Annotated in this window: 22 protein-coding genes; 10 read left to right on the top strand and 12 right to left on the bottom strand. The window is 59.4% G+C overall.

The window, feature by feature from the left end; all coding sequences use genetic code 11:
- Positions 1-103: 103 nt before the first annotated feature.
- Positions 104-946 (top strand): Tim44 domain-containing protein, encoded by an 843-nt coding sequence (locus AO068_RS03290; RefSeq protein ID WP_044319152.1) that lies wholly within the window; start codon positions 104-106, stop codon positions 944-946.
- Between the two features lie 130 nt (positions 947-1,076).
- Positions 1,077-1,484, top strand: a complete 408-nt coding sequence (locus AO068_RS03295; RefSeq protein ID WP_004659120.1) for an SMI1/KNR4 family protein — start codon at positions 1,077-1,079, stop codon at positions 1,482-1,484.
- A 41-nt stretch (positions 1,485-1,525) separates the two neighbouring features.
- On the opposite strand, the gene AO068_RS03300 is transcribed toward AO068_RS03295, so the two are convergent.
- Positions 1,526-3,289, bottom strand: coding sequence for a cation:proton antiporter (locus tag AO068_RS03300; RefSeq protein ID WP_058407640.1), 1,764 nt, complete (start codon positions 3,287-3,289; stop codon positions 1,526-1,528).
- Positions 3,290-3,581: 292 nt separating this feature from the next.
- Between AO068_RS03300 and AO068_RS03305 the strand changes: the two genes are divergently transcribed.
- Positions 3,582-4,067 carry an acyl-CoA thioesterase gene (locus tag AO068_RS03305; RefSeq protein WP_002555921.1) on the top strand — a complete coding sequence of 162 codons (486 nt, stop codon included), beginning with the start codon at positions 3,582-3,584 and terminating at the stop codon, positions 4,065-4,067.
- A gap of 48 nt (positions 4,068-4,115) precedes the next feature.
- Here the strand turns inward: AO068_RS03305 and pdxY are convergent, their stop codons facing one another.
- Positions 4,116-4,982, bottom strand: coding sequence for a pyridoxal kinase PdxY (gene pdxY, locus AO068_RS03310; protein WP_058407641.1), 867 nt, complete (start codon positions 4,980-4,982; stop codon positions 4,116-4,118).
- A 118-nt stretch (positions 4,983-5,100) separates the two neighbouring features.
- Here pdxY and AO068_RS03315 point away from each other — a divergent pair, with 118 nt between their 5' ends.
- The gene (locus tag AO068_RS03315) at positions 5,101-5,493 is read left to right on the top strand and encodes a DUF3301 domain-containing protein (RefSeq protein WP_057402017.1); all 393 of its coding nucleotides are present in this window, start codon (positions 5,101-5,103) and stop codon (positions 5,491-5,493) included.
- A 109-nt stretch (positions 5,494-5,602) separates the two neighbouring features.
- Here the strand turns inward: AO068_RS03315 and AO068_RS03320 are convergent, their stop codons facing one another.
- The gene (locus AO068_RS03320; RefSeq protein ID WP_058407696.1) at positions 5,603-6,574 is read right to left on the bottom strand and encodes a CobW family GTP-binding protein; all 972 of its coding nucleotides are present in this window, start codon (positions 6,572-6,574) and stop codon (positions 5,603-5,605) included.
- Positions 6,575-6,626: 52 nt separating this feature from the next.
- Between AO068_RS03320 and AO068_RS03325 the strand changes: the two genes are divergently transcribed.
- Positions 6,627-7,001, top strand: coding sequence for a hypothetical protein (locus tag AO068_RS03325; protein ID WP_054097043.1), 375 nt, complete (start codon positions 6,627-6,629; stop codon positions 6,999-7,001).
- A gap of 3 nt (positions 7,002-7,004) precedes the next feature.
- On the opposite strand, the gene AO068_RS03330 is transcribed toward AO068_RS03325, so the two are convergent.
- On the bottom strand, positions 7,005-7,655 hold the full coding sequence (locus AO068_RS03330; protein WP_058407642.1) for a DUF1826 domain-containing protein: 651 nt from the start codon (positions 7,653-7,655) through the stop codon (positions 7,005-7,007).
- Positions 7,655-8,866 carry a zinc metallochaperone GTPase ZigA gene (gene zigA / locus AO068_RS03335; protein ID WP_058407643.1) on the bottom strand — a complete coding sequence of 404 codons (1,212 nt, stop codon included), beginning with the start codon at positions 8,864-8,866 and terminating at the stop codon, positions 7,655-7,657. Before zigA ends, AO068_RS03330 begins: the two co-directional genes overlap by 1 nt.
- 140 nt (positions 8,867-9,006) lie before the next feature.
- On the opposite strand from zigA, the gene AO068_RS03340 reads away from it, so the two are divergent.
- Positions 9,007-9,390 (top strand): hypothetical protein, encoded by a 384-nt coding sequence (locus tag AO068_RS03340; RefSeq protein WP_016982157.1) that lies wholly within the window; start codon positions 9,007-9,009, stop codon positions 9,388-9,390.
- Between the two features lie 5 nt (positions 9,391-9,395).
- Here the strand turns inward: AO068_RS03340 and AO068_RS03345 are convergent, their stop codons facing one another.
- Both AO068_RS03345 and AO068_RS03350 read right to left on the bottom strand, forming a co-directional pair.
- Positions 9,396-10,622, bottom strand: a complete 1,227-nt coding sequence (locus tag AO068_RS03345) for an N-acetylmuramoyl-L-alanine amidase (protein ID WP_004666611.1) — start codon at positions 10,620-10,622, stop codon at positions 9,396-9,398.
- A 199-nt stretch (positions 10,623-10,821) separates the two neighbouring features.
- Entirely contained in the window at positions 10,822-11,343 is a 522-nt protein-coding gene (locus tag AO068_RS03350; RefSeq protein WP_002555930.1) for a DUF3617 domain-containing protein, read from the bottom strand.
- 169 nt (positions 11,344-11,512) lie between these two features.
- On the opposite strand from AO068_RS03350, the gene cls reads away from it, so the two are divergent.
- From cls to AO068_RS03365, 3 genes are all read left to right on the top strand, one after another.
- Entirely contained in the window at positions 11,513-12,952 is a 1,440-nt protein-coding gene (cls, locus tag AO068_RS03355; protein ID WP_058407644.1) for a cardiolipin synthase, read from the top strand.
- A gap of 105 nt (positions 12,953-13,057) precedes the next feature.
- Positions 13,058-13,528, top strand: coding sequence for a YhfG family protein (locus tag AO068_RS03360; protein WP_235592585.1), 471 nt, complete (start codon positions 13,058-13,060; stop codon positions 13,526-13,528).
- A gap of 3 nt (positions 13,529-13,531) precedes the next feature.
- The gene (locus AO068_RS03365; RefSeq protein ID WP_058407646.1) at positions 13,532-14,119 is read left to right on the top strand and encodes a putative adenosine monophosphate-protein transferase Fic; all 588 of its coding nucleotides are present in this window, start codon (positions 13,532-13,534) and stop codon (positions 14,117-14,119) included.
- 88 nt (positions 14,120-14,207) lie between these two features.
- Here the strand turns inward: AO068_RS03365 and cfaB are convergent, their stop codons facing one another.
- From cfaB to hflK (AO068_RS03390), 5 genes are all read right to left on the bottom strand, one after another.
- Positions 14,208-15,395: a C17 cyclopropane fatty acid synthase CfaB gene (gene cfaB, locus AO068_RS03370; protein ID WP_004659139.1), complete on the bottom strand. Its 1,188-nt coding sequence runs from the start codon at positions 15,393-15,395 to the stop codon at positions 14,208-14,210.
- Positions 15,396-15,666: 271 nt separating this feature from the next.
- Positions 15,667-17,592 carry a cation-translocating P-type ATPase gene (locus AO068_RS03375; RefSeq protein WP_058402517.1) on the bottom strand — a complete coding sequence of 642 codons (1,926 nt, stop codon included), beginning with the start codon at positions 17,590-17,592 and terminating at the stop codon, positions 15,667-15,669.
- Positions 17,589-18,659, bottom strand: a complete 1,071-nt coding sequence (gene hflK, locus AO068_RS03380) for a protease modulator HflK (RefSeq protein WP_058407647.1) — start codon at positions 18,657-18,659, stop codon at positions 17,589-17,591. The genes AO068_RS03375 and hflK (AO068_RS03380) overlap by 4 nt, the downstream gene beginning before the upstream one ends.
- The gene (gene hflC / locus AO068_RS03385) at positions 18,656-19,693 is read right to left on the bottom strand and encodes a protease modulator HflC (RefSeq protein WP_002555935.1); all 1,038 of its coding nucleotides are present in this window, start codon (positions 19,691-19,693) and stop codon (positions 18,656-18,658) included. Before hflC ends, hflK (AO068_RS03380) begins: the two co-directional genes overlap by 4 nt.
- An 11-nt stretch (positions 19,694-19,704) precedes the next feature.
- On the bottom strand, positions 19,705-21,651 hold the full coding sequence (gene hflK / locus AO068_RS03390) for a protease modulator HflK (protein ID WP_058407648.1): 1,947 nt from the start codon (positions 21,649-21,651) through the stop codon (positions 19,705-19,707).
- Between the two features lie 574 nt (positions 21,652-22,225).
- On the opposite strand from hflK (AO068_RS03390), the gene AO068_RS03400 reads away from it, so the two are divergent.
- Positions 22,226-23,845 (top strand): glucan biosynthesis protein D, encoded by a 1,620-nt coding sequence (locus tag AO068_RS03400; protein WP_058407650.1) that lies wholly within the window; start codon positions 22,226-22,228, stop codon positions 23,843-23,845.
- The last annotated feature ends 110 nt before the right edge of the window (positions 23,846-23,955 follow it).

The following is a 23,955-nucleotide window of genomic DNA, read 5'->3' on the forward strand; positions in this document are numbered from 1 at the left end:
TCCTACGCTATTTATGTAAAAGTCCGAAACACTAACGCGCTGGTCATGTAGTCATCTGCTGTGCAACATGGCGCGCGTGCAATCACAAAACGGGAATACCCTTATGCAACGTTTTCTAAGCATCGCGATGGCGCTGTGCATCGGGCTCACCATGAGCCTGGATGTGAACGCCGCGCGTTTCGGTGGCGGCAAGAGCATGGGCTCGGCGCCTACGCACCAGACACGTCAGGCCGCACCCTCCACGCCTGCGGCAGCGCCTAACGCTGCGGGCCGTCCTGCCCCTGCGGCAAGCGGTGCTTCGCGCTGGCTGGGCCCATTGGCCGGTATCGCTGCCGGTGGCCTGCTCGCGTCGATGTTCATGGGTGACGGCTTCAACGGCCTGCAACTGTTCGACATCCTGATCATGGGCCTCATCGCCTTCCTGATCTTCCGCTTCATTGCACGTCGTCGTCAGCAGCAACAGCCGAAAATGGCTGCTGCCGGTGCACCGTACCAGCGTGAAAGCAGCCAGCCTGCGCAGAACCCGATCTTCGGCAGTTCCTCACCGGCCTCCGCTGCGCCAGTGATCAACGCCCCGGCCTGGTTCAACGAAGAGCGCTTTCTGGAAGCCGCTCGTGGCCACTTCCAGTCGCTGCAGCAGCACTGGGACGCCAACGAAATGGACAAGATCGCCGAGTTCGTTACCCCGCAAATGCTGCAGTTCCTGAAAAAGGAACGTGCGGACCTGGGTGATGGCTTCCAGTCGACCTACATCGACAACCTTCAGGTTCAACTGGACGGTGTGGATGATCGCGCCGACAAGACCATCGCTACCCTGACCTTCTCGGGCGTGTCCAAGACCTCGCGTTTCGACCAGGGCGAAGTGTTCAGCGAAAGCTGGAACATGGAGCGCCCACAGGGTGATAACCAACCGTGGCTGGTGGCAGGAATTCGCCAGAACGGTTGAACCAGAATCCTTTCTCGCGTTCAGAACCCCGGACATGTCCGGGGTTTTTGCTTATCCGTTCGGATAGTTATTTTGAGAAAGGCTTTACGCTACTGTATAACCCGCGCCATCAAGTGAGAGGATCTGTGTCGTGGAAGAAGTCATCGAACAACTGCGTGAAGCAAACGAGCCGGTCCCGGTTCCGCTTGAGCTGCCAGACGAAGACCAACTGGTCGAAATTGAAGAACAGCTGTTCATCAATATTCCGTTCGTCTTCAAAGAGTTTCTCCTGACGGTCAGCGATGTGGTGTACGGCAGCCTTGAGCCCGTCACCGTGACCGATCCGCAGTCGCACACCTATTTGCCGGACGTGGCCGCCACGGCCTGGGATCTGGGCGTGCCGCGCGAGCTGATTCCGATCTGCCAGGACGGCGACGACTACTACTGCGTCGAAGAAGACGGCACGGTAGTGCTGTGGTCTGCCGAAGAGGAACTGGTCACCGAGGAAAGCTGGGAGTCGGTCTGGCACTGGGCTCGGGATGTCTGGCTGGAAAGCTGAGACACCCCTGCGCGGCAAAGACTGTAAGGTAATCTCCGGGCTCAATGCCCGGATGATTCCTGATTATTGCCCAGCGTCTCCAGCAGCGCGATCTGCATCCGCGTATGCACGCGGATCAGCCAGCGCCAGAGCAGTGCCGCAACCAGAGCGGCAATCAGGGCGATGACCAGCAGCAATTCGTTGGCAGGCAGAATGCTTGCCGACAATGCTGCCAGCATCACGAAAATCACCACCAGCGACAACAGCGGAATCACTTCCGCCACGACCTTGCGCACACGCACGGTATGTCGGCCCGCCATCTCGGGTTTGACGCCCATCTCCGCCAGCAGCATCGACAGCGCCTTGAGCTTGCGATACGCGGCAATCAGAAACGGCAGCGACAGCAGCAACGCCGCGCCGCAGATCCAGGCTTTCTGGTGACTGACATCCGCCACCCATTCGTCCATGTATCCGCCAAGATGCTCGGCAAAATAGCCGCCGCTGAAGAAAATCGCCATTACCAGCGCCAGATTGACCCCGACCTGTAGCAGAATCCGCCGGATCATCCCGGCAAGCACTGCACCCTGCCCTTGCGGCTGAATGCTGCGCAGCCACTCACCGTACATGCCGAACACCCGTGCAACGCGCCGGGGCATGATCGACGCCAGCTTGAGTGACAGCGGATCGGCACCGCGAATCAGGTAGGGCGTCAGCAAAGTAGTAATGGCTGATACCGCCACTGCCACCGGGTAGAGAAAATCGCTGGTGACCTGCAGGGTCATGCCGAGCGCCGCGATGATGAAGGAAAACTCGCCAATCTGTGACAGCCCCATCCCCACGCGCAATGAGGTGCGACCGTCATTGCCGGCGATAAACGCCCCAAGGCCACAAGACAGCATCTTGCCCAGCACCACAGCGACAGTGATGACTGCAATCGGCCAGGCATATTCCAGCAGGATTTTCGGGTCGATCATCAAACCGATGGCGACGAAAAAGATTGCGCTGAACATGTCACGAACCGGCTCGATCAATCGCTCGATTTTCAGCAGCTCACGCGACTCAGCCATGATCGCGCCGATCAGGAACGCACCCAGCACCATGCTGTATTCCAGCTTGACCACCAGCAGGCAGAAGCCGAAACACAGGCCCAGCACGGTAATCAACAGCATTTCATTGCTTTCGAACCTGGCGACATAGGCCAGCAAACGGGGCACCAGCAGAATCCCGATCACCAACGCTACGATCATGAACAGCGACAGTTTGCCGACCGTGGAAAACACTTCCCCCGAACTGACGGAGCCGCTTACTGCGATGCCGGACAACAACGCAATAATGCCGATGCCGAGAATGTCTTCGACGATCAGCACACCGAAGATCAACTGGGCAAAATGCTGGTTCTTCATCTTCAGGTCGTTGAGCGCCTTGACGATGATCGTGGTGGAAGAGATCGCCAGAATCGCGCCGAGAAACAGCGAGTCCATGGTTTTCCAGCCAAAGAACTGCCCGATCTCGTAACCGATCCAGATCATCAGGGCAATTTCCAGAAAAGCCGCGATGAACGCCGTCGCGCCGACCTTGAACAATTTGCGCAGGCTGAATTCCAGCCCCAGGCAGAACATCAGGAAGATCACTCCCAGCTCGGCCAGAATTTTGATGGTTTCTTCGTCATGGATCAGACTGAACGGCGGAGTGTGCGGACCGATGATGAACCCGGCAACGATATAACCGAGCACCACTGGCTGCCTGAGGCGATGAAAAAGGATGGTCACCACGCCGGCCACCAGCATGATCACTGCCAGGTCCTGAATGAAATTGATGGCATGCATGGGGATACGGCTCCTTGTGGGTGATGACTCCTAAAACCGCTGGCGCTGTTCTTGCAACGGCGTCGGCTGGTAGTTGCGCCATCAAAATCGGATGAAAGCGTAGGAAAATTCCCGATCCACGGGTTTTTGCAGGTTAACACCGCCCCCTTCGACATAAAGCCGGTGCAATATATGGAAACAGATAGTTATGACGCGTGACGGCCGCCTGCTGGCCAGCGTCCCGATAACTGTCACAAGCCCCTTGAGCGCCAGGATAGGCGCCCCTTGAACACCTTGACCGTGTGAGTACGCTATGGAACCCGGAAACGCCCAGCTGTCGATGACTGTATTGATGACCCCGGACATGGCCAACTTCTCTGGCAACGTACACGGCGGCACGCTGCTCAAGTACCTGGACGAAGTGGCCTACGCGTGTGCCAGCCGCTACGCCGGACGCTATGTGGTAACGCTGTCGGTGGACCAGGTGATTTTTCGCGAGCCGGTGCATGTCGGCGAACTGGTGACCTTCCTTGCGTCGGTCAATTACACCGGCAACACGTCCATGGAGGTGGGCATCAAGGTGGTCACCGAAAACATCCGCGAGCGCTCGGTACGCCATTCCAACAGCTGCTTCTTCACCATGGTTGCCGTGGACGACAATCGCAAACCCGCCAGCGTACCGCCTCTGGAACCGGAAACACCGGAAGGCAAGCGTCGTTTCATTCAGGCGCAACAACGCCGCCAGATTCGTCAGGAACTGGAAAAGCGTTATCAGGACATCAAGGAAGAAGCCTTGTAAGGGACAGGCTCAGACATGGATGCCTGAGCCCTCGGTTGCATATGAAGGTTACAGACGCACAGCGTCGAACTTCACCCGTGGATGCGCAATGCGATCCTGGGCGCGCACCAGTTCCAGCTCGTAACTGCCGCAAGCCTGCGTTTCGAGCAGCACTTCGTGGACTGCTGCTGCGCTGAATTCGAACGCTGCTACCAGATCGTCGCCCAATAAAATGCGTGACAGGAACAACCCGGAGGTCAGATCCCCCACACCGACCGGCTGGCGTGGAAACGCCAATAGCGGGCGACGCAGGTGCCAGCTTTCCTCGGCGGTCACCAACAGCATTTCAAAGCCGTCGGCAGCCTTGCCGGGGTAATCAAGGTGTTTGACGACAACCGCTTTGGGACCCCGCGCCAGCAAGGCCCGCGCCATCGCCAGGCAGTCGGCCAGCGATTCGGGCTTGCGGCCAGAGAAGCTGTCCAGCTCCAGCTGGTTGGGGCACATGAAGTCAGCCATGGCCGCAGCCTCTTGCAGCAGGAAGTCGCTGACTTCAGGCGCAACGATGCAGCCTTTTTCTGGGTGGCCCATTACCGGGTCGCACAGGTAAAGCGCCTTGGGATTGGCAGCCTTGATGCGCGCCACGCCGGTCAGAATCGCCCTGCCCTGCGCCGCACTGCCCAGATACCCGGACAGCACGGCATCACAGTTACCCAGCTCGCCGATGGCGGCTATCCCGTCGATCAGTGCGGGAATCTGCTGCGGGGCCAGCACTTCGCCTGTCCACTGCTTGTATTGCGTGTGGTTGGAGAACTGAACCGTATTGAGCGGCCAGACATTGACCCCGATACGCTGCATCGGGAACACCGCCGCGCTGTTGCCGGCGTGGCCGAATACCACATGGGACTGGATAGCGAGCAAGTGAGGCGTACGTTTCATTGGGGGCGGAATCCTGAACACGATGCAAATGCAATAATGAGAAATATAAGTTGCGCAGTATGGCTGTAAATCACTCAGGGCAGTTAAGCTGGTAACACCTACGCTGGAGCACTCCGTCATGCTGACCCTGGGAAATATCTTCGTGCTGATGCTGTTCGCAAGTGCTGCGGCCTGGTGGTGGCACGCCCATGGTCTGCGAGAAAAAGCGCTGGCGCGCGTCAAGCAGCATTGTGCACGCCTTGAACTGCAACTGCTGGACGACGCCGTTGCGCTGCGCCGCCTGACCTTTGCCCACGACGCTCAGGGTCGCAAGCGCCTGGCCCGCGTGTATGGCTTCGAGTTCACGGTGACGGGCGAGCAGCGTCACCCTGGCACGATCACCATGTTCGGCGCGCACACTGCGCAAATCGAACTGGCACCCTACCCGTTTGAAATCAAGACGCCACCACCCAGCGCTGAAATTATTCAAATGAGCGAGTGGCGTCAATCGCATCAGAAATGGAAGCAGTAGCGGCTGGGTAAATGCAAATCGTTGTGGGAGCGAGCTTGCTCGCGAAGAGGGCGTCAAAGCCCCCGAAAACAGGGCGTTTGAAGGGTCGCCGTCGCGAGCAAGCGGCGCGTCACGCCAGACACTCCGCCATCTGCGCCTGCAACTTATCCACATCCTGATCGGTGGAAAAGATCAATTCCAGACGTGAATCCTGACGCCACTCGCTGACTTGCCAGGCTATCGGTGCGCCATCGACCACATTCCCGGAATACCAGCCACCCTCGCTGTGGATAACCATCTTCGCCCGCCGCCAATCAAGGCTTTCCAGCCAGTACAGAATGCGCTGCAGGTCGAAGCATTGCGAGGGATGCCAGCGCCAGCCGATGCTCCAGCCTTCAGCACTGGCCTGACTCAGGCAGATCGGTACCTTCGGGTCGACCCATAGCGCAGGCAACTGCCCAACGCTGTTGGGCAGCATCAACTTATCCACAGCCTGTTTATCCACACCGACAGCACTGGTGAACCCCGGTACCTGGCTCGGGTGCAGCTCTCCGTATCGGGTCCAGATCAAGGCGTGCGGCAGCAACTGTTCGGCCAACGCCCGGCGAGAGACTTCATCCAGTTGCTCGGACTTGTTCATAACCACAAGCCCTGCATCCGCCAGTGCTTCCTGCTGAGTGCTCGGCAACGGTTGTCCGGCGAGCATTGCTTGCGCGTCCAGCACCACCACGCCGGGCTGAACATTCAGGACGCCGCGCCAGGGCACCTCGCGCAATTGCGCCATGAGTTGCGCAGGATGACCCAGTCCCGAAGGCTCGATCAGCAGACGATCAGGCCGGGCCTTGCGCAACAAACGCCCCAGACCGATCTGGAACGGCACGCCATTGACGCAGCACAGACAGCCGCCAGCCACCTCGCCAAGTGCGATACCATCGGCATCCGTGGTCAGCAACGCGGCATCCAGACCGATCTGTCCGAACTCGTTTATCAACACGGCCCAGCGTTCATGGGCGGGTTTCTGCGCCAGCAGGCGTCTGATCAGGCTGGTCTTGCCGGCGCCCAGCGGGCCACCGATGACATGCGTCGGTATGTTTTGCAGCATGGGATCACTTTTGACGAATGCGTGGGTCATTGAAGAGCAAGGAAGGGTAATGATGCAAGTGATGTGGCTGCCCGCCCGCCTGGCACTGATGCTGCTGATGGCGAGTTCGGGTACGGCGTGGGCCGAGGCGTGTCTGGTCCACAGCCAGGCCGAAAGGCTTGATGTGAAAGTCTGCCAGGAAAATATCAATATCCCGGCAGACCTGTTCCACGACAGCTTCTGCAAGCCACAACTGGCCGGGCAGAAGACCGAAACGACCTACTCGCAACAGTGCCCGGCAGGTGCCTTCGGTGTCTGCCGCAACGCGCAAGTCGCCAATCTGCCATATCGCGAGCACATCCACTATTACGGGGTCGCCCGTGACGCGCTGTACCTCAAGCCCTTTTGTGAGGGCCAGAGCAAGGGGCAATGGGTAACCCCCGAGTAAGTTTCAGTCCAGCCAGTCCAGCGTCAGAATCAACCTGCGCTCGTTACGCAGCAGTTGCGGCGAGCGATGGATCAAACCGAAGCCTTCGTTACCGTGCCAGCGTTCCCCCTTGAGCAACGCCACTTCCCCGCTGTTGATCTGCTGGATACGGGCAGCATCCGTCGGCTCGGCGTCCAAATGCCCCAATTGTTTACGGTCCATCACCCCTTCATGCAGCCATTGACTGCCAACTCCGCCATAAGTGGTGATAAGACGTACCGGCACATGATCAACATGGAAGCGCGGGCACATGGCCTTGTCGAGCACGCGCAGACGCAGGCCAACGCACTCGGCACCCAGCAGGCAGGCATAGGCGCCGACCAGCCATGAAACGTCGGCAATGAAGCCCTGATACCCCTGCAGATCGGAATATCCCCGAGCCAGCGTGGTCAGGTCAGGCTCGACTTCACCGCCCCTTACTTGCAGGGGCATGGACTCGGCAAGGGGCTCGCCCATCGACAGCAGCAAGGCACCGAAATCCTCGATGTGCGCAGGCAGTTGACGCTGCCAGACCGCAAGGTTGACGTCATCCTGGAGGATCTCGCTCAATACCTCAGGCGTGCCGCCGTGTGCCTGACGAACGGCTGTCTTGTCATTCAAACGATAGGCCAGCATCAGGCAGCCACCTCTTCTTCGTACCAGTCGCCAAAAGGATCGGCCAGCGTGCGCCAGCGCTCGACACCCGCCGCCATCTCGGTATCAGTGAGCAGGCATTTGTCCAGTTCGGCTGTCAGCAGGGCAAAATCAATGTTCTGACCGATGAACACCAGTTCCTGACGGCAGTCACCGGTTTCAGTCGACCAGTTCTCCAGAATGGATTTGACGCTCTCCTTGTCCTCGGGCCAGCTGTCGCGGGTCACGAAACGCCACCAGCGTCCGGCAAAACCATGGCGCATCAAGCCGCCCGCCTGCGACCAGCTGCCTGCATCCTTGTATTTGCTGGCCAGCCAGAAGAAGCCTTTGGAGCGCAGCAGCTTGCCATTGGTCCACGGGCGATTGATGAAATTGAAAAAACGCTCCGGATGGAACGGGCGCCGGGCACGATAGGCAGTTGATGCTATGCCGTACTCTTCGGTTTCCGGCATGTGTTCGCCGCGCATTTCCTTTAGCCAGCCCGGTGCCTGAGAAGCACGCTGGAAGTCAAAACGCCCGGTGTTGAGAATCGTCGCCAACGGCACCTGGCCCATCACCATCGGCACAATCTCGGCTTCGGGGTTGAGGCGCTTCAGGATCGCCATCAGCTCTTCACGCTCACTGGAGCTGATCAGGTCGATCTTGCTGAGCAGGATGACGTCGGCAAATTCGATCTGCTCGATCAGCAGGTCGGTAATCGAGCGGTCATCGTCTTCACCCAGGCTTTCACCGCGTGTGGACAAGCCGTCAGCCGCTTCGTAATCGAGCAGAAAATTCACGCCATCGACGACGGTGACCATGGTGTCCAGACGCGCCAGATCCATCAGGCTTTTGCCAGCTTCGTCACGAAAAGTGAAGGTCTCGGCCACTGGCAGTGGTTCGGAGATTCCAGTGGATTCGATCAATAAATAGTCAAAACGACCGTCCTGAGCGAGGCGACTGACCTCTTCAAGCAAGTCCTCGCGCAAGGTGCAGCAGATGCAACCATTGCTCATCTCGATCAGCTTTTCTTCAGCACGGTTCAGGCTGACATCGCGCTGAACTTCGCTGCCATCGATATTGATCTCACTCATATCGTTGACTATTACGGCAACCCGCAGGTTTTCACGATTGCGCAGCACATAATTGAGTAAAGTGCTTTTACCGGCCCCTAGAAAACCGGACAGAACGGTAACGGGTAGAAGATTTGCCATCAGGATTCTCCAGGCAGCTGCAAGGCTTGAACCTTGTTCATGTCGGCTGCAACGAATCCCTCAGGCAGCCGGCTCTAATCACACTGATATGTTATAGTATAACAACACATAATAGCTACGGCGTTGGTGAAGGGATCTTCATGAGACGGGTTTCAACAGGTTTGGTGGCGATGTTGATCAGCGCACACTTGATGGCAGCACCACCCAGGCCTTCTGCCGACCTCGCCACTTGTACGCGTAGCGCGACGGTGCTGGCGTGCAGCGATGCCCAAGGCAATAGCTACAGCGTGACCACAGCCGGATCGACGACCTGGTTGAAGGGTTACGAGGTACTCGATAAGCGCCGCTGGACGCAGACCAACAGTCGCTATGGCCAGCTGACGTTTTTTACCGGGCTGGCTTCCAATGGCGAAGCCTGGGTAGGCACTGTCCAGCGCGTGGGCTGGACAACAATCACGCGGGTGTCCAGCTCAAGCGGCACGCGCAGCAAGATCACCTGCAGCCGGCTGAACGGCTGCCGTTGACCTGATCAGACCTGCTGTTCCTGCTTCTGCGCTTGCAGCCAGGCCATGTGCGAATCCACTGGCGGGTTGCGCTGGAAATAGCGCTGCAGGCCATCGAACAAACCGTCTGCAACGGCCTGCTGATGGCGCGCAGTGACCAGACGCTGACTGTCACGGCTATTGGAGATAAACCCGGTTTCGACCAGAATCGACGGTACGTCCGGTGATTTGAGAACGGCGAACCCGGCCTGCTCCACGCGCTTCTGATGCAGCGTGGTAATGCCTTCCAGACTGCCCAGAACGGTGTGGCCCAGTTGCAGACTGGCTGCAATGGTAGCGTTCATCGACATGTCGAGAATCACCCCGGCGAGCATCGGGTCCTTGTCCTTGAGGTTGAGCAGCGACGAGGCACCCAACAAATCGGCACCGTTTTCCCGCTGCGCCATGAAACGCGCCGTCGCAGACGTTGCACCGCCTTCGGAAAGGGCAAACACCGAAGCACCAGAGGCTGTCAGACGAGGCGCTGCGTCAGCATGTACGGAGATGAACATGTCGGCGTTGGACTTGTGCGCGAACTCGACGCGCTTGCGCAGCGGTACGAAGAAGTCATCGTTGCGCACCAGACGCACGTCGAAACCCTTCTCGCGCTTCAGCCGTTTGGCCAGCAACTGCGCGATGGAAAGCACCACATCTTTTTCGCGTTCGCCCCGAGAACCTACAGCGCCCGGGTCCTTGCCGCCATGACCAGCATCGACCACCACCATGATGTCGCGCCCGGTGTGCGCCTTGTTGGTCTGGATCGGGACGGGCACCGGTGGCGGCAGCTCAGCCATCTGCACGGGCGCATGGGCCGTGGAACTCATGTCCAGCACCAGCCGGTGCCCCTGCCCGCCTTCCGGGCCGAGCAGGAAACTGTTGAGCTGCACTGGCGCGGTCAGGTCCAGCACAATGCGCGTGTCGTCACCCTGGCCGTAGTGCCCGGAGCGAATGGATTTGATAACGGTACGGTCCAGCGCCAGCTGGCTGAAGTCGCCGGTCAGCCGCGACCCGCTGACATCGATGATCAGGCGGTCGGGGGCGGTAAGCGTGAAGGTTTTGTACTGCACCGGGCCGCTAAGGTCGAGCACCAGGCGCAGCTTGTCGTTGGTACGCCACAGGCGGGCGTTACGAATCTGTGTGGCATACGCACCCAACGGCAACGTCAGGGCCGCGCTGGCCAGCAGCATGTTGAGCAACACTTGGCGTCGGTGCATGGAACGTCTCAAAGAGCAAATTGAGCATCCCGGCTCACGAAGGGTTCATCCAGATCATTAGTAACAATATAACATGCAGTTACGAACGAAAGATGAAGCCCTTCATGAAGATTCCGTCATCTGGCGCGCCGCCAACGCGACAAAAAATCACCGCCTTCAAACAGAGTGTTCCACGTGGAACATAACTATCTGAATTTGATCAGGTACGCGGCGCGACATTGCCGCATTGCGGCCCCAGCCAAACAGCGCGGGTGTCCATGCTGCCATTCTGTTGCTGACCGGTGGCGTTGAAAGTACCCACCACGTTCGTGGTGAACTCACGATCACTTAGAAACTGAGCCTGCCCGGTGCCCTGAGCTTTCGGGCAGCTAAACTGAAAATTCCAGGTCTTGCCGTTTCGCGCGGTAATTTTTTGCGTGCACCCGGAAGCCGGATCAGTCAGCGGGATGTTGTCCGACTGTACCTGAGCCTGTGTCAGGCAGGCCCTAACGCCCTTGCCGCCGAGCGACACGCCCTGCTTCTTCATCATCTGTTCCATCATGGCACGCTGCTCAGGCGGCAGATTCTGCAATTGGCCGAGCATCAATTGCATGTCCGGCAATTGCTGTCCGTCCACCTTCATATTGCTAGAAGTCAGTTCCCACAAACCTGGTTGCAGCATCTGCGCTTGAGCCAGAGGGGTCGCCAGGCAAAACATCCAGGCCAATATGCGTTTGTTCATTTCAAGATTCCTGATGGACGATTGCAGATGTAAACGGGGCCGGAATCATCCAGCCGGAAGATAAGCCTTAGACGGCACAGACGTCGCCCAGTTGCATGGGTAATAAAATAGCGACATTCCCGTTCAGCTGTGGTCTGTTAGGCAGCAAAGACGAGGAGCATTGTTCCACATGGATTATCACGACCCGTACTTTTTCGGTTATGTCCTCGGCTTCATTCATTTGCTGGGCACAGGCGCCGCCATTCACGCGCTGCTGACGGTGCGCACCTCTCAAGGTGCTATTGCCTGGGCGATGCCGCTGGTATTCATTCCTTATTTCACCCTGCTGCCTTATCTGGTGTTCGGCAGAAGCTCGTTCGACGCGTACATCAAGGCCCGTCGCCAGGCCAACCAGGAAATGCGCATTGCGATTGGCAGCCTCAACTGGCGGCCGTGGATCGAGGAAGCCGTAGCAGCACGTCGCTCGGATGCCTATGCAGCGCTGCGCGCCATGCCCAAGTTGGGAAACATGCCCGCGCTGGCCAACAACAAGGTCAGGCTCTTGATTAATGGTGAGGAAACCTTCGGAGCGATCTTCAAAGCCATCCGTGAGGCGAAAAAGACAATCCTGATTCAGTTCTTCATCATTCATGACGACAACCTCGGTCGCCAGTTGCAAACACTGCTGCTGGAAAAAGCCGCCGAGGGCGTAGGCATCTTTGTCCTTTATGACCGGATCGGCAGCCACGCATTGCCGGGGGCTTACATCGACAAATTGCGCGACGGTGGCGTACAGATAAAAGCCTTTGCCACACGTGGCGGCTGGCTGAATCGCTTTCAGATCAACTTCCGCAACCACCGCAAGATCGTCGTCGTCGATGGCCTGAAAGGCTATATGGGCGGGCATAACGTCGGTGATGAATACATGGGGCTTAAGCCGCCCCTGGCCCCCTGGCGCGATACCCATGTAGAAGTCATCGGCCCGGTGGTCGCCTGCCTGCAAGAGTCGTTCGCCGAAGACTGGTTCTGGGCCACCCGCGAGCTGCCACCACTGAGCCTGCCTGATGAATTTCCCGAGGATGGTGTGCTCTGCCAGTTGCTGACCAGTGGCCCGGCCGATGCGCAGGAAACCTGCTCGCTGTTCTTCGTCGAAGCCATCCACGCTGCCGAAGAGCGCGTATGGATCACCAGCCCTTACTTCATACCTGACGAAGCCGTGACCGCTGCGCTGACCCTGGCGGTACTGCGCGGGGTGGATGTGCGCCTGCTGCTGCCCTCACGGCCTGATCATTATGTAGTCTATGCCGCCTCCAGCCTGTACGCCTTCGATGCCGTGCGTGCCGGCGTGCGGGTATTCCGTTACGAACCGGGCTTCCTGCACCAGAAGGTCGTGCTGGTCGACAACGACATCACCGCCATAGGCAGCGCAAACCTCGACAACCGCTCGTTCCGCCTCAACTTCGAACTGATGCTACTGACGGTCGACAGCGACTTCTCCAGCCAGGTGGAATCCATGCTCACTGCCGACTTCAACCTCGCCCGCGAAATATCCTTGCAGGAAAGCCACGAAACGCGGCGCCTGCATCAACTGGGTATGCGCGTGGCGCGACTGATTTCGCCGATTCTGTGAAGATTAAGGTGTACTACATTGTTGCACCTCAAGCATTGGATAACCCATGAGTTTTCACTAGAATTTTGATAACCACGCGCATTGATGGATTTTACGAGGCTCAAGATGAAGGCGTCACTGCAGCAGGTGTTACAGGCTGATCGAATAGACGACCTGCAAAAGCTCGGAACATTTATTGAATTGAAGAGATGCATCGAAACTCAGTTGATGTTGAAGCTCGGGGTCAATGGCTGGGTAGCGTTATTCTCGAAACTAAATGCTCTAAAAACCGCGCTCTGGGCGAGTAAGACCTCTGTCCATATGGCCGTCCATGAGAGTACGTTCAGAGAAGCCAAACGCACACTGTCAGAAATCCTGGGGTTTCAAATAACGGCACGCAATCAAGCTGAGCTCGACCGGCTGATACAAACATGCTCACTGTGTGTTCTCAGTCGTACGGTTGTTGACCCGCATAAGCGCTTTGAAGAGAAGAAACACAGAAATTTCATAAACAGTTCGAAACTGGAAGGAATCCACATACCCTTCACCGACGAGAAAACGTCTTTGGAGATGATACTGGCCAAGCACAGAAGATGATCAATGGACAGATACGATGCTTCTCATGACCACTATTGCTATCCCGGCTCATCGGTACTGAAAAACAAGTTGAACATTCAAGACATGGATGACCTTGAAGCAGCAGAGCGAGACATCACTGCCGTTACCGTTAATCGCGTCCAGTACGTCGCACCTCCTTACAGTCTCGAAAATTTAAAACAGTTTCATCACCTACTATTTTCCGACCTCTACGACTGGGCCGGAAACCTCAGAAGTGTCGATATTTCAAAAGGTGGAACTCGCTTTTGTACCTGTGCACGAATTGAGGCGGAGGCGGCGAAAATCTTTGCCGGGCTTCAGAAGAACAACTGGCTAAGCGCATTGGAAAAAAACGCTTTTTGTGGAGGATTGGCAGAGTATTACTGTGAACTCAATATGATTCACCCCTTCCGCGAAGGCAACGGCAGGGTCCAGCGCATTCTCTTTGAGCACCTTGCATTGTCTGCAGGCTATGAGCTCGATTGGGCTACCGTCAGTCAGGAGGAATGGGTAAGGGCCAATATTGATGGCGTCAACGTGAATTATGGCCCCATGAAAGACATATTCGAGCGCATCGTAACCCTCTGCTAATCGGCCTGCCGAGCACGAAAGCCGCCTTGGGTGCTCAAGACCCTTAAGACTCTCAGAGTATCCCGGCCTCGGCGTTCGTAACTAAAGCTCATCCATAAATATCCTCCCGCGTCAGCGGCAACCCGGTCTTGCCATCGGCAAAGGGCTTCACGGCGAGTATCTGGTGCAGGTTGATCCAGCCCTTGGCGAATCCATAGGCGCAGCCCGCCAGGTACAGACGCCAGATGCGCAGGGTATGTTCGGGCACGATACGGGCGGCTTCGCCGAGCCTTGATTCAAGCCGCGCGCTCCAGTGTTCCAGCGTTCTGGCGTAGTGCGGGCGCAGGCTTTCCACGTCGACTATTTCCAGCCCGGCTTCACTGATATGGGCGCTGATCATGGCCACGTGCGGCAGCTCGCCGTTGGGGAATACATAGCGGTCGATGAACTCCCCGGCACCGCGCCCGACAGGACGCCCATCCGTATGCCGCGCGGTGATCCCGTGATTCATGACCAGGCCGCCCTCCTTCACCGCACCGAACAGGCATTGCGCATACAACGGCAAGTTAGCGTGCCCTACGTGCTCGAACATACCGACGCTGACCACCTTGTCGAAGCGCGCATCCTGCGGCAGGTCGCGGTAGTCGAGCAGTTGCAGGTCGACCTTGTCCTGCAAGCCCTCGGCCTGCACTCGTTGACGGGCCAGCGTCAGTTGTTGCTCGCTGAGCGTGATGCCGAAAACCTTCGCGCCATATTCGCGAGCGGCAAACCGTGCCAGTCCGCCCCAGCCGCACCCCACGTCCAGCAGATACTCACCTGGCTTGAGCCGTAACTTGCGGCACAGGTGGTGGAATTTATCCTGCTGCGCCTGCTCGAGCGATTCGTCACCGGTCTTGAAGTACGCGCAGGAGTAGACCATCTCTTTGTCGAGCCAGAGCTGGTAGAAGTCGTTGGATACGTCGTAATGGTAGGCAATCGACGCGGCGTCAGTGTCCTTGTCATGCTGGACGCGGATCGGGTTGTCGGTGCTGTCGTCATCATCCACAAGGGCATGAGTCAGTTCATCGCAAACCCGGACAACTTCGCTGATCGAACCTTCCAGCTCCAGCCGCCCCTCTACGAAGGCACTGCCGAGCAAGCCAAGGCTGGGGTGGTTGAAATCGGAGACCAGTTGCGGGTCCTTGACCACTATCGTGACGCTGGGCGCAGGCCCCAGGTCCATCTGATGGCCGTCCCAGAGCTTCAGCCTTAACGGCAGATGAAGGTTCTGCAAGGTCGTTGGAAGTTGTGTAAGCATTCAAAATCACCCCCTTATCCAGAAACTCAAAAAGAGTAATCCAGCAAGGGCCCCGCAAAAGGGCCCGCAAAGGCTATTGGCGACGGCAAAACTGCAATGAATCAACTTCGGGGAACAGCCCTGTGCCCACTGATTCGAGCCGAAAGACAGCCTGAATTTGGATCACGCACTGAAAGACAGCGCTTAATTTGTAACAGAATTCGTCAAAGCTCAAGCCGTTTTATAGCGCTGATCAGCGCCGCTGGCCTGAGCCTTGTCGTTCACCAAATGCCTAGAGCTTCAGCAATGGCTCCTGAAAGCGCAACAGACGTCCAGCATTGCCCAACACCAATAAGGTGCTCAGATTGTGCAGGATAGCCGCGACCATCGCGCCGGCAGCGCCGAGCAGACCAAACGCGGCCAGCGCAACGATGGCCAGCGTCCAGCCCAGACCGATGATCACATTGACCTGTAAGGTCTGACGGCACTGACGGCTTAGCCGCACACAGGTGCCCAGACGGCGCAGATCGCTGCCGATCAGCACGATATCGGCGGAAGCCAGCGCAATGTCTGCCCCGCCCGCCCCCATCGCGACGCCGACAACGCCTGCCTTGAGAGCCAGCGAATCGTTGACTCCGTCACCGACCACCATCGGCCGGAAGCCACTGGCGATCTCGCCCATGACACGGTTCAGTTTGTCCTCCGGCAATGCCTGCGCCTGAACGTCTGCTATGCCGATATCGTGTGCCAGGTTGTCGGCCACGCTTTGTCGGTCGCCGGTCAACAGCAACTGCCGTCCCATGCCCAGTTCACGTAATTCAAACAGCGCAGCCTGGGCTTCAGGCTTGACGCTGTCGGCCAGTAGCAGCCAGGCCAGGAAAACACCATCCAGCGACAACCCGGCCAGCGGGCCGTCATGTGCAGGTACGCCGGGGGTGACGATGCCCAACTGCTCGAACAATTCCGGACGACCCAGCGCTGCCTCGCCCTGCCCGGTCGACGCCACCACACCCAGTCCCTGACGCTCACGGGTGTCCAGCAACGGCAGCAGCCGAGTGTTATCCACAAGCCCGGCCAATGCACGGCTGACCGGGTGACTGCTGGCCGACCCCAGGCTGGCCGCCAGTTCGAGCAATTGCGGGTGCTGCGGCCCTTCAGCCTGCACCGACTGCAAGCGCAGTCGGCCATAGGTCAGGGTGCCGGTTTTATCCACAACCAGTGAGTTCAGGTCCGCCAGTTCTTCGAGAAACGCCGAACTGCGGATCAAAATACCGTGCCGCGCGGCGACTGCGATACCGGCGATGGCCGTGGCCGGCGCCGAAAGCACCAGTGCGCAGGGGCAGGCAGCTACCAGCACCGCCAGCATCGCCTGGGCATCCTGAGTGATAAACCAGGTCAGCGCCGCGATCAGCAAGACCAGCACCATGTAACTGCCTGCGTAGCGCTCCAGCAGTCGTGTGATCGGCGGCTTGGAGCGCTCCGCGCTCTGCATCAGCGCGATGACCTTACCCAGCGTGGACTCATCGCCAATGCGGGTCACTTCGATACGCAGCAGCCCGTCCAGGTTGATCGCCCCACCAAACACTTCGACGCCGATACTGGCTTCCAGCGGCACCGACTCGCCGGTAATCGATGAAGTGTCCAGACTGGCCTGCCCGGAAAGAACCCGACCATCGGCCGGGACGCGGTCACCCGCACGCACTTCAACCTGATCGCCAGCCTTGAGCGTTGCGTTGTCGACCTCGCGAATATTGCCATCAGGCCCCAGCAAACGTGCCTGGCTGCGGGTCAGACGACCCAGCGCTTCGATGGCCTCCTGCGAGCCGATCACGCTGCGCTCTTCCAGCACATGGCCGAAGATCATGATGATCGGCAGCAAGGCGGCGGTCATCAGATCGCCAGTGGCCCAGGCGCCGAGCATCGCCAGCGCGATCAACTGGTCGGTGATGCCGTGCAGGCTTGGATGCCGCAAGCTGTGCCAACCGGCGCTGATCACAGGTATCGCCACCAGCAGCGAGGCAGCGCCCAACAGCAACTGGCTGACGCCTGCCTGTTCCGGAGCGACAAAACGCCAGACCAGACCCAATGCCAGCAGACCCAGCGCCAGCATCGCGAGGGTCAACTGCCGGGCTGCGCTACGCTGCTCTGCGTTGCTCAGCAGGCTGCCATCCGCTTGCGGTTTGATGGCGTGATGGGTGTGAACGGCTTCGCCACTCATTGCGGTGCTCCCTGAATGATCAGGCGGGAATCGTCTTTGGGATCGACGGTGGTGACCGAACCTGCCTGATGCAGAATGCCCGGCACACGTTCACGGTAAAGGCGCTGCATGAGGCCGGGATCGCTGTGGTTCTCGGCAGATTGCGCCAGGCTGACGACTGTCGCGGTGGCTGCTTGTGCCTTGGCCAGGCGCTCGGAAGCTTGTGCGTGCGCCACTTGCAGGGTCCGATCAGCGTGTTGATTGGCGGTCTGGGTCAGTTTTTCTGCATCCGTGCGTGCGTTGGCCACGGCCTGGTCGGCCTGCTGACTGGCCGTCAGCACGGCATTGAAAGCATTGACCGCTGACGTCGGCAGGCTCGACTGCACATCCACCCGAGCGACTTCGACGCCGATGCCCATCCCGGTCGCGTTGAGCTCAGCCAGGCGTTGATTGATGCCGCGCACCAGATCGCCGCGCAGCCGCTCACGACGCTCTGCCGCCTGACTGTCAGCGCCGATCAGCTCGGGGCGGGCAACCAGAATGGTGTCCAGGTCTCGCGCTGCAGTCAGCGCCACGGCGCTGCGATTGACCAGCCGGTCCAGTGCGGGCAATACATGATCGCCCTGCAATACGAAGGCGTTGGGGTCAGTCACTTTGTAGAACACGGTGACGTCCAGCTGCACCACACCGGCATCACCGGTCAGCAGAAAACCAGAACCTGCCAGAGCATCGCTCATCGGCGCCGACAGGGTCGCGATTTCATCGGCTTTGAGTGCCGCAGGCGAACGCAGCAAGGTTTCCACCCGTCGCTCGATCACCCGATCAGCCGAGGGCAGCAGCACTACCTGCTCGAACGGCTGCGGCCAGGCGGTCAGCAATCCTGCGCTCTGCACCCGCTCCAGCGCGCCGAAGCGCATGACCACGGCACGGTTCTGCGGATCGATCTGGCGCACGTTGGACGTCGCCCAGGCGAGCGCCGCCAGCAGGGTCACGCCATACAGTCCGATGAACGCCAGTCGGCTCGCCTGCAACCAGGGGCTGTTGGCAGGCGGTCGTTGCGTTACGGGCTCGTCGACCGGTTGGCTCATGGCTGCGTTCCGCTCTTGCCGTCCAGCGTTGGCGGGCCATCGACCAGCACGCGGAATGGCGCGGCGTCGGTGCGCAGTATCAGGCGAGTACCCGGCGTCACGATGGTACCCAGCGTGTCCAGCGAGCGCAGCAGGTTGTAGAGCTGCGGCGACCCCGCATAGGCGCGGCCATAGATTTGCGCGGCTTCAACCCGGGACTGCGCTTCGATATCGGCCGCCTTGACCGTGGCATCGGCCTCGACAATGCGCGCGTCGCGTTCGGCTGCCGAGCGAATCTGCGCCGCTTCACGCTTGCCCACGGCGGTCCGCTCGGTGGCGATGGTCTCGCGTTCGGCGCGCATGCGATCCACGGTGGCGTTGAGCGTCACCGACGGCAGGGTCAGTCGTTCGACGCCTACCTGCAGAACACGAACGCCATAGGTCGCCAGCAGTTGCTGATCGATCTGCTGGCGCAGCTGATTTTCGAACGCGGTGATATTCACCTTGTTGGCGTCGGTGTTCACCAGGCTGGACAGGTCGAAACTGCTCGCGGTGGTTTCCAGCGCCGAGCCGACAAAGGTGCGGATCTGCCGCGCAGCTTCGTCGGGCTGGTTTTGTACCGCGCGCATGAAGCGCTGCACGTTGTCGGCATCGCCCTGTACCTGCCACGCCACATAGGCCTGAACGATGATGCGCAAGCCGTCGCGGGTGCCGACATCCTGCAAACCGCTGGACGTGGTACGCAGGCGCAGATCCACCGGAATGGTCGCTTCGAACGGTGCGGGCCAGCGCCAGTTAAGGCCCGGGTCGAGCAGAACGCGGGAAGGATTGCCGAAGCGGGTGACGACGGTCGCTTCACCCGAGCGCACCTGCACCAGGCTCGCCGCCGCAATCGCGAAGGCGATCAGCACCGCCGCCAGGCTTGCCCGTCGCCAGGGGAACGCTGCCGGACCGGTCGCGCCATGATGATGGTGATGATGGCCGTGGCCGCCATGACCGTGACTGTCATGGCTATCGTGGTCGGCGTGATCGTGATGATGATGAAACAGACTCAAGGGACGACTCCTTACTGAACGGCTTTACGCGGCGCCGTTGGGTCTGCCGGTGGGGTGAAGGTACGCAGGTCGATGGTCGGCGCGTTGTCGCCGCCCAGACGGTGGTCGAGTATCAGCAGCTTGGCATTGCCCAGGCCTTCGGTCAGTTGCGCCAGGTACTGTTCCAGCAAAAACGCCTGCCCTGCCTTGGCGTAGGCCTGGCGCTCGGCACTGAAGCGCAGGTCCGCGCCTTGCGCTGTGGCCAGAACTTCACGGGCTGCAGCGCTGGCCTGATCTCGGGCAACGCTGGCATTGAGCTGCGCCTGGTTGGCCTTGTCACTGGCCGCGCCGCGTTCGCGGGAGATCAGCGCCTGTGCGCCGATCTGCGCAGCCTGCACAGCATGATAGGCATTGGCAGCACCCGCTGGCGGGTGGATGGCTTCGACCACCGTGGCGAGCAGTTCAACGCCGCTGTCCAGTCGCTGCAAGTCAGCCTGCACGGCTTTGCCGATGTCATCGGCCAGCCCGCTGCGCTGTTCGCCGAGCAGTTCGTCCAGCGTGCGCGAGGCAAAGTCATGCACCAGCACGCGGCTGGCCGTGCTGCGGATCAGAGAAGGAATATCGGCGCTGTTATAGGTCGAGGCCATCGCCGCGGCATCTGTCAGGCCGATGCGGTAGACGAACCGCACATCCATATTGACGATCTGAAAGCTCTGCTTGTCGCCGGCACTGCTGGCAATGACCTGGGATTTTTCGTTGATATGGCTGGCATCCCACAGTCGGTTGGCACTGCCCGGCGGCGGCCCTTCGGCCGGGTCCAGCGTCTGCTCGGACGCGTCGGCCGCAGAAACACTGGTCGCCAGCTCATGTACCACGCCGTTTTCAACCGCCAGGACCCGGCCGAACGGCCAAGGCAAACCCACATGCAGACCCGGTCCGAAGACTTCGACCGGCTTGCCGAACCGCTCATAAATGCCTCGCCCCTGCATCGGAATTTCATGCACGCCGCTCAGCGCCCAGCCCAGCGCTGCAACCACCGCCAGCACCGGCAAAAAGGCGCGGCGCATGTAGGTAAAGGCCCAGATCTGGCGCAGGTCAATGCCAAAGCGGTTGTGCAGCTCATGCTGCAAGGCGAGCAAAGGGCGCGGCGGCCAACGCAACAGGTCAGCGATGAAACTGGCGGCCAGCAGGCGCGGTTCGAGACGCGGAGTGCGCGGGCTGAACACCGACAACACAGCCCGCAACAGAAATTCAAGCGCCACACCCAATGGCAGCAGGCCGATCAACACAGCCAGCCGTGCAGGCCAGACGCGATCAGCGCTGGAGAAGAACAGGCACAACGCGCCGACCAACAGAACGATAAGCGTCATGCGCACCAGCTGCGCCAGCGCCCCGGCCTCTGGCGACTGGCCTTCGGGCTCGCTGCTCAATTGCCGTTCGATGACCAAGAGCCCGAACGCCAACAGCAACAGGATGCTGCCCGCCAGACTGCCTGAAGTGGAAAGGTCGGAACCGGACAACGTCAGGTTCCAGAAGGCGCGGATGACGATCAACGCCAGCACTGCCCACCCGGCAAGCCACAGGGTCGAGCTGCCGATGTGCCGAACCAGCGACTCGCCCGAATCGCTCAGCCGGGTAAGCAGGCGCTCATACCAACCGGTTTCATCGAGCGCTTGCGCTGTTGCGGGAGAGTCTGCGGCAACAGGTGCAGCCAACGCGCGGGCACGCCACATCGCGACATGCCTGGCCGACTGCAAGCCTGCGGCGAGCAGTATCAGCGCCGCCGATGCGTTGCCCAGCACGGCCATCCACAATGAACCAGGGGAAAACAGATCGATGGACAGCGCCAGCAGCAGCCCGAACGCGCCCACCCCACCACTCACATACATCAGTCGCCCGAGACGCCGAACCTGCTGCACCGCCATTTGAAAACGCGGCAGGCCTTCGAGGCCATCGTGCTCACCCAAATCAACCCGCATCACTACCCCGGCACCCGCTGATTATTGCCCTGTGGAGAGCCGTGTATCGGCATCCATTAATGCAGCTGCATCATAGCGTTACGATATAACACGCAGAGTGAAACTTTCGTCAGGACTATTGCCTGAACGAATGCGATATAGCGGTAAATAATCGGGCTGGATATCGTGCCTATGCTCCGCGTCGGCATGCGGTACTGGACGCTCTGCCTGCGGCAGACTGACATTTGCTCAGTCCGCGACCCGGCAAAATGGTTGCTGAATATTGCGCGCAGATTCAAGCTCTCTGCGCCAACGCGCCCTATCGCCCTGACCGGCGCTGCGTACTCACCTTGCTCGCAAGCCTTGCGCCAAGCGGTGCCGAGCACATTCAACCCACCACAACAGGCCTGAAAAACGCCCATTCCTGCCATCTGGATGCCGCTTCCATTGAGCACGATCGGTGATTTTTTTTGACTGATTTCCGAACGGGATCTCGTCTTTGTTATCTGTTGTGGGTAGTTTGCGTTCGGCAAGGAGTCGTTGGCGCGCCATTTTTTGTGCAGGACGCACAGAATTACTCAGAGGCTTCACCCTTATGAATCGCAGAAATCTCCTGAAAGCGTCCATGGCGTTGGCCGCTTACGGCAGCGTGTCGGCCTCAGGGCTTTATGCTGCGCGAGCACTGGCCGCCGCAGCCGATGGCGAGATCGAACACTTCGATTTTGCAGAGCTGCAAGCCCATGCCAAGAAGCTCGCAGGCAAAGGCTATGTGAGCAACAAGCAAGTGCTGCCACCCGTCCTGGCAAATATGACGCCGCTGCAATTCAATGCCATTCGCTACGACCCGAACCACTCACTGTGGAAAGACGTCCACGGTCAGCTCGACGTGCATTTCTTCCACGTCGGCATGGGTTTCAAGACGCCGGTGCGCATGTACAGCGTCGACCCGCAGAGCAAGCAGGCGCGTGAAGTGCATTTCCGCCATGACCTGTTCAACTACGAAAGCAGCGGCATCGACAAGAATCTGGTCAAGGGCGATCTGGGCTTTGCCGGCTTCAAGTTGTTCAAGGCGCCGGAAATCGCCATCAACGACGTTGTTTCGTTCCTCGGTGCCAGCTATTTCCGGGCCGTGGACAGCAACAAGCAATACGGTTTGTCGGCCCGCGGCCTGGCCATCGACAGTTACGCCAAGCGTCAGGAAGAATTCCCCGACTTCACCAAGTTCTGGTTTGAAACGCCAGACAAGAACGCCACACGCTTTGTGGTTTACGCACTGCTCGACTCGCCCAGTGCAACCGGCGCCTACCGCTTCGACATCGACTGTCAGGCTGGCCAGGTGGTCATGGAAATCGACGCGCACATCAATGCCCGTACCGATATCCAGCAACTGGGCATTTCGCCGATGACCAGCATGTTCAGTTGCGGCACTCACGAGCGCCGCATGTGCGACACCATCCACCCGCAAATTCACGATTCGGATCGCCTGTCGATGTGGCGCGGAAACGGTGAGTGGATCTGCCGTCCGCTGAACAACCCGGCCAAACCGCAGTTCAGCGCATTCGCCGACACCGACCCGAAAGGTTTCGGGCTGGTGCAGAGCGATCACGAGTTTTCCAGCTATCAGGACACCGTAGTCTGGTACAGCCGCCGTCCGAGCCTGTGGGTCGAGCCGGTCACCGCGTGGGGCGAAGGCGAGGTCAGCCTGCTGGAGCTGCCGACCACGGGCGAGACGATGGACAACATCGTGGTGTTCTGGACACCGAAAACGCCGGTCAAGGCCGGCGATTCGATGAATTATGGCTACAAGTTGTTCTGGAGCCCGCTGCCACCTGTGAGCACGCCACTGGCGCAGGTCCACGCCACTCGTTCAGGCATGGGCGGCTTCCTCGAAGGCTGGGCACCGGGCGAGCATTACCCGAAAACCTGGGCGCGCCGCTTTGCTGTGGATTTCAACGGCGGCGGCCTGGATCGCTTGCCGGAAGGCACCGGGATCGAGCCCATCGTCACGGTCACGCATGGCAAGGTGCAGGACTTCAACATCCTCGTGCTGCCGGACATCAAGGGCTACCGCGTCACCTTCGACTGGGTACCGGACAGCGACTCGGTCGAGCCGGTTGAAATGCGCATGTTCATCCGCACCGCCGACCGGACGCTGAGCGAAACGTGGATGTACCAGTACTTCCCGCCAGCACCGGACAGACGCAAGTACCCTTGATGCGCACTGCGTTCCGACGCTTTAGCGCGCAACAATGACCTCAACTATCGTGCGACGCTCTGCGTCGCATGCCTTTCTGGACGCTCTGCGTCCGATCCTGAATGTGCAGT

The sequence above is a fragment of the Pseudomonas sp. ICMP 3272 genome, from assembly GCF_001466905.1.
Taxonomy (GTDB): Bacteria; Pseudomonadota; Gammaproteobacteria; order Pseudomonadales; family Pseudomonadaceae; genus Aquipseudomonas; species Aquipseudomonas amygdali.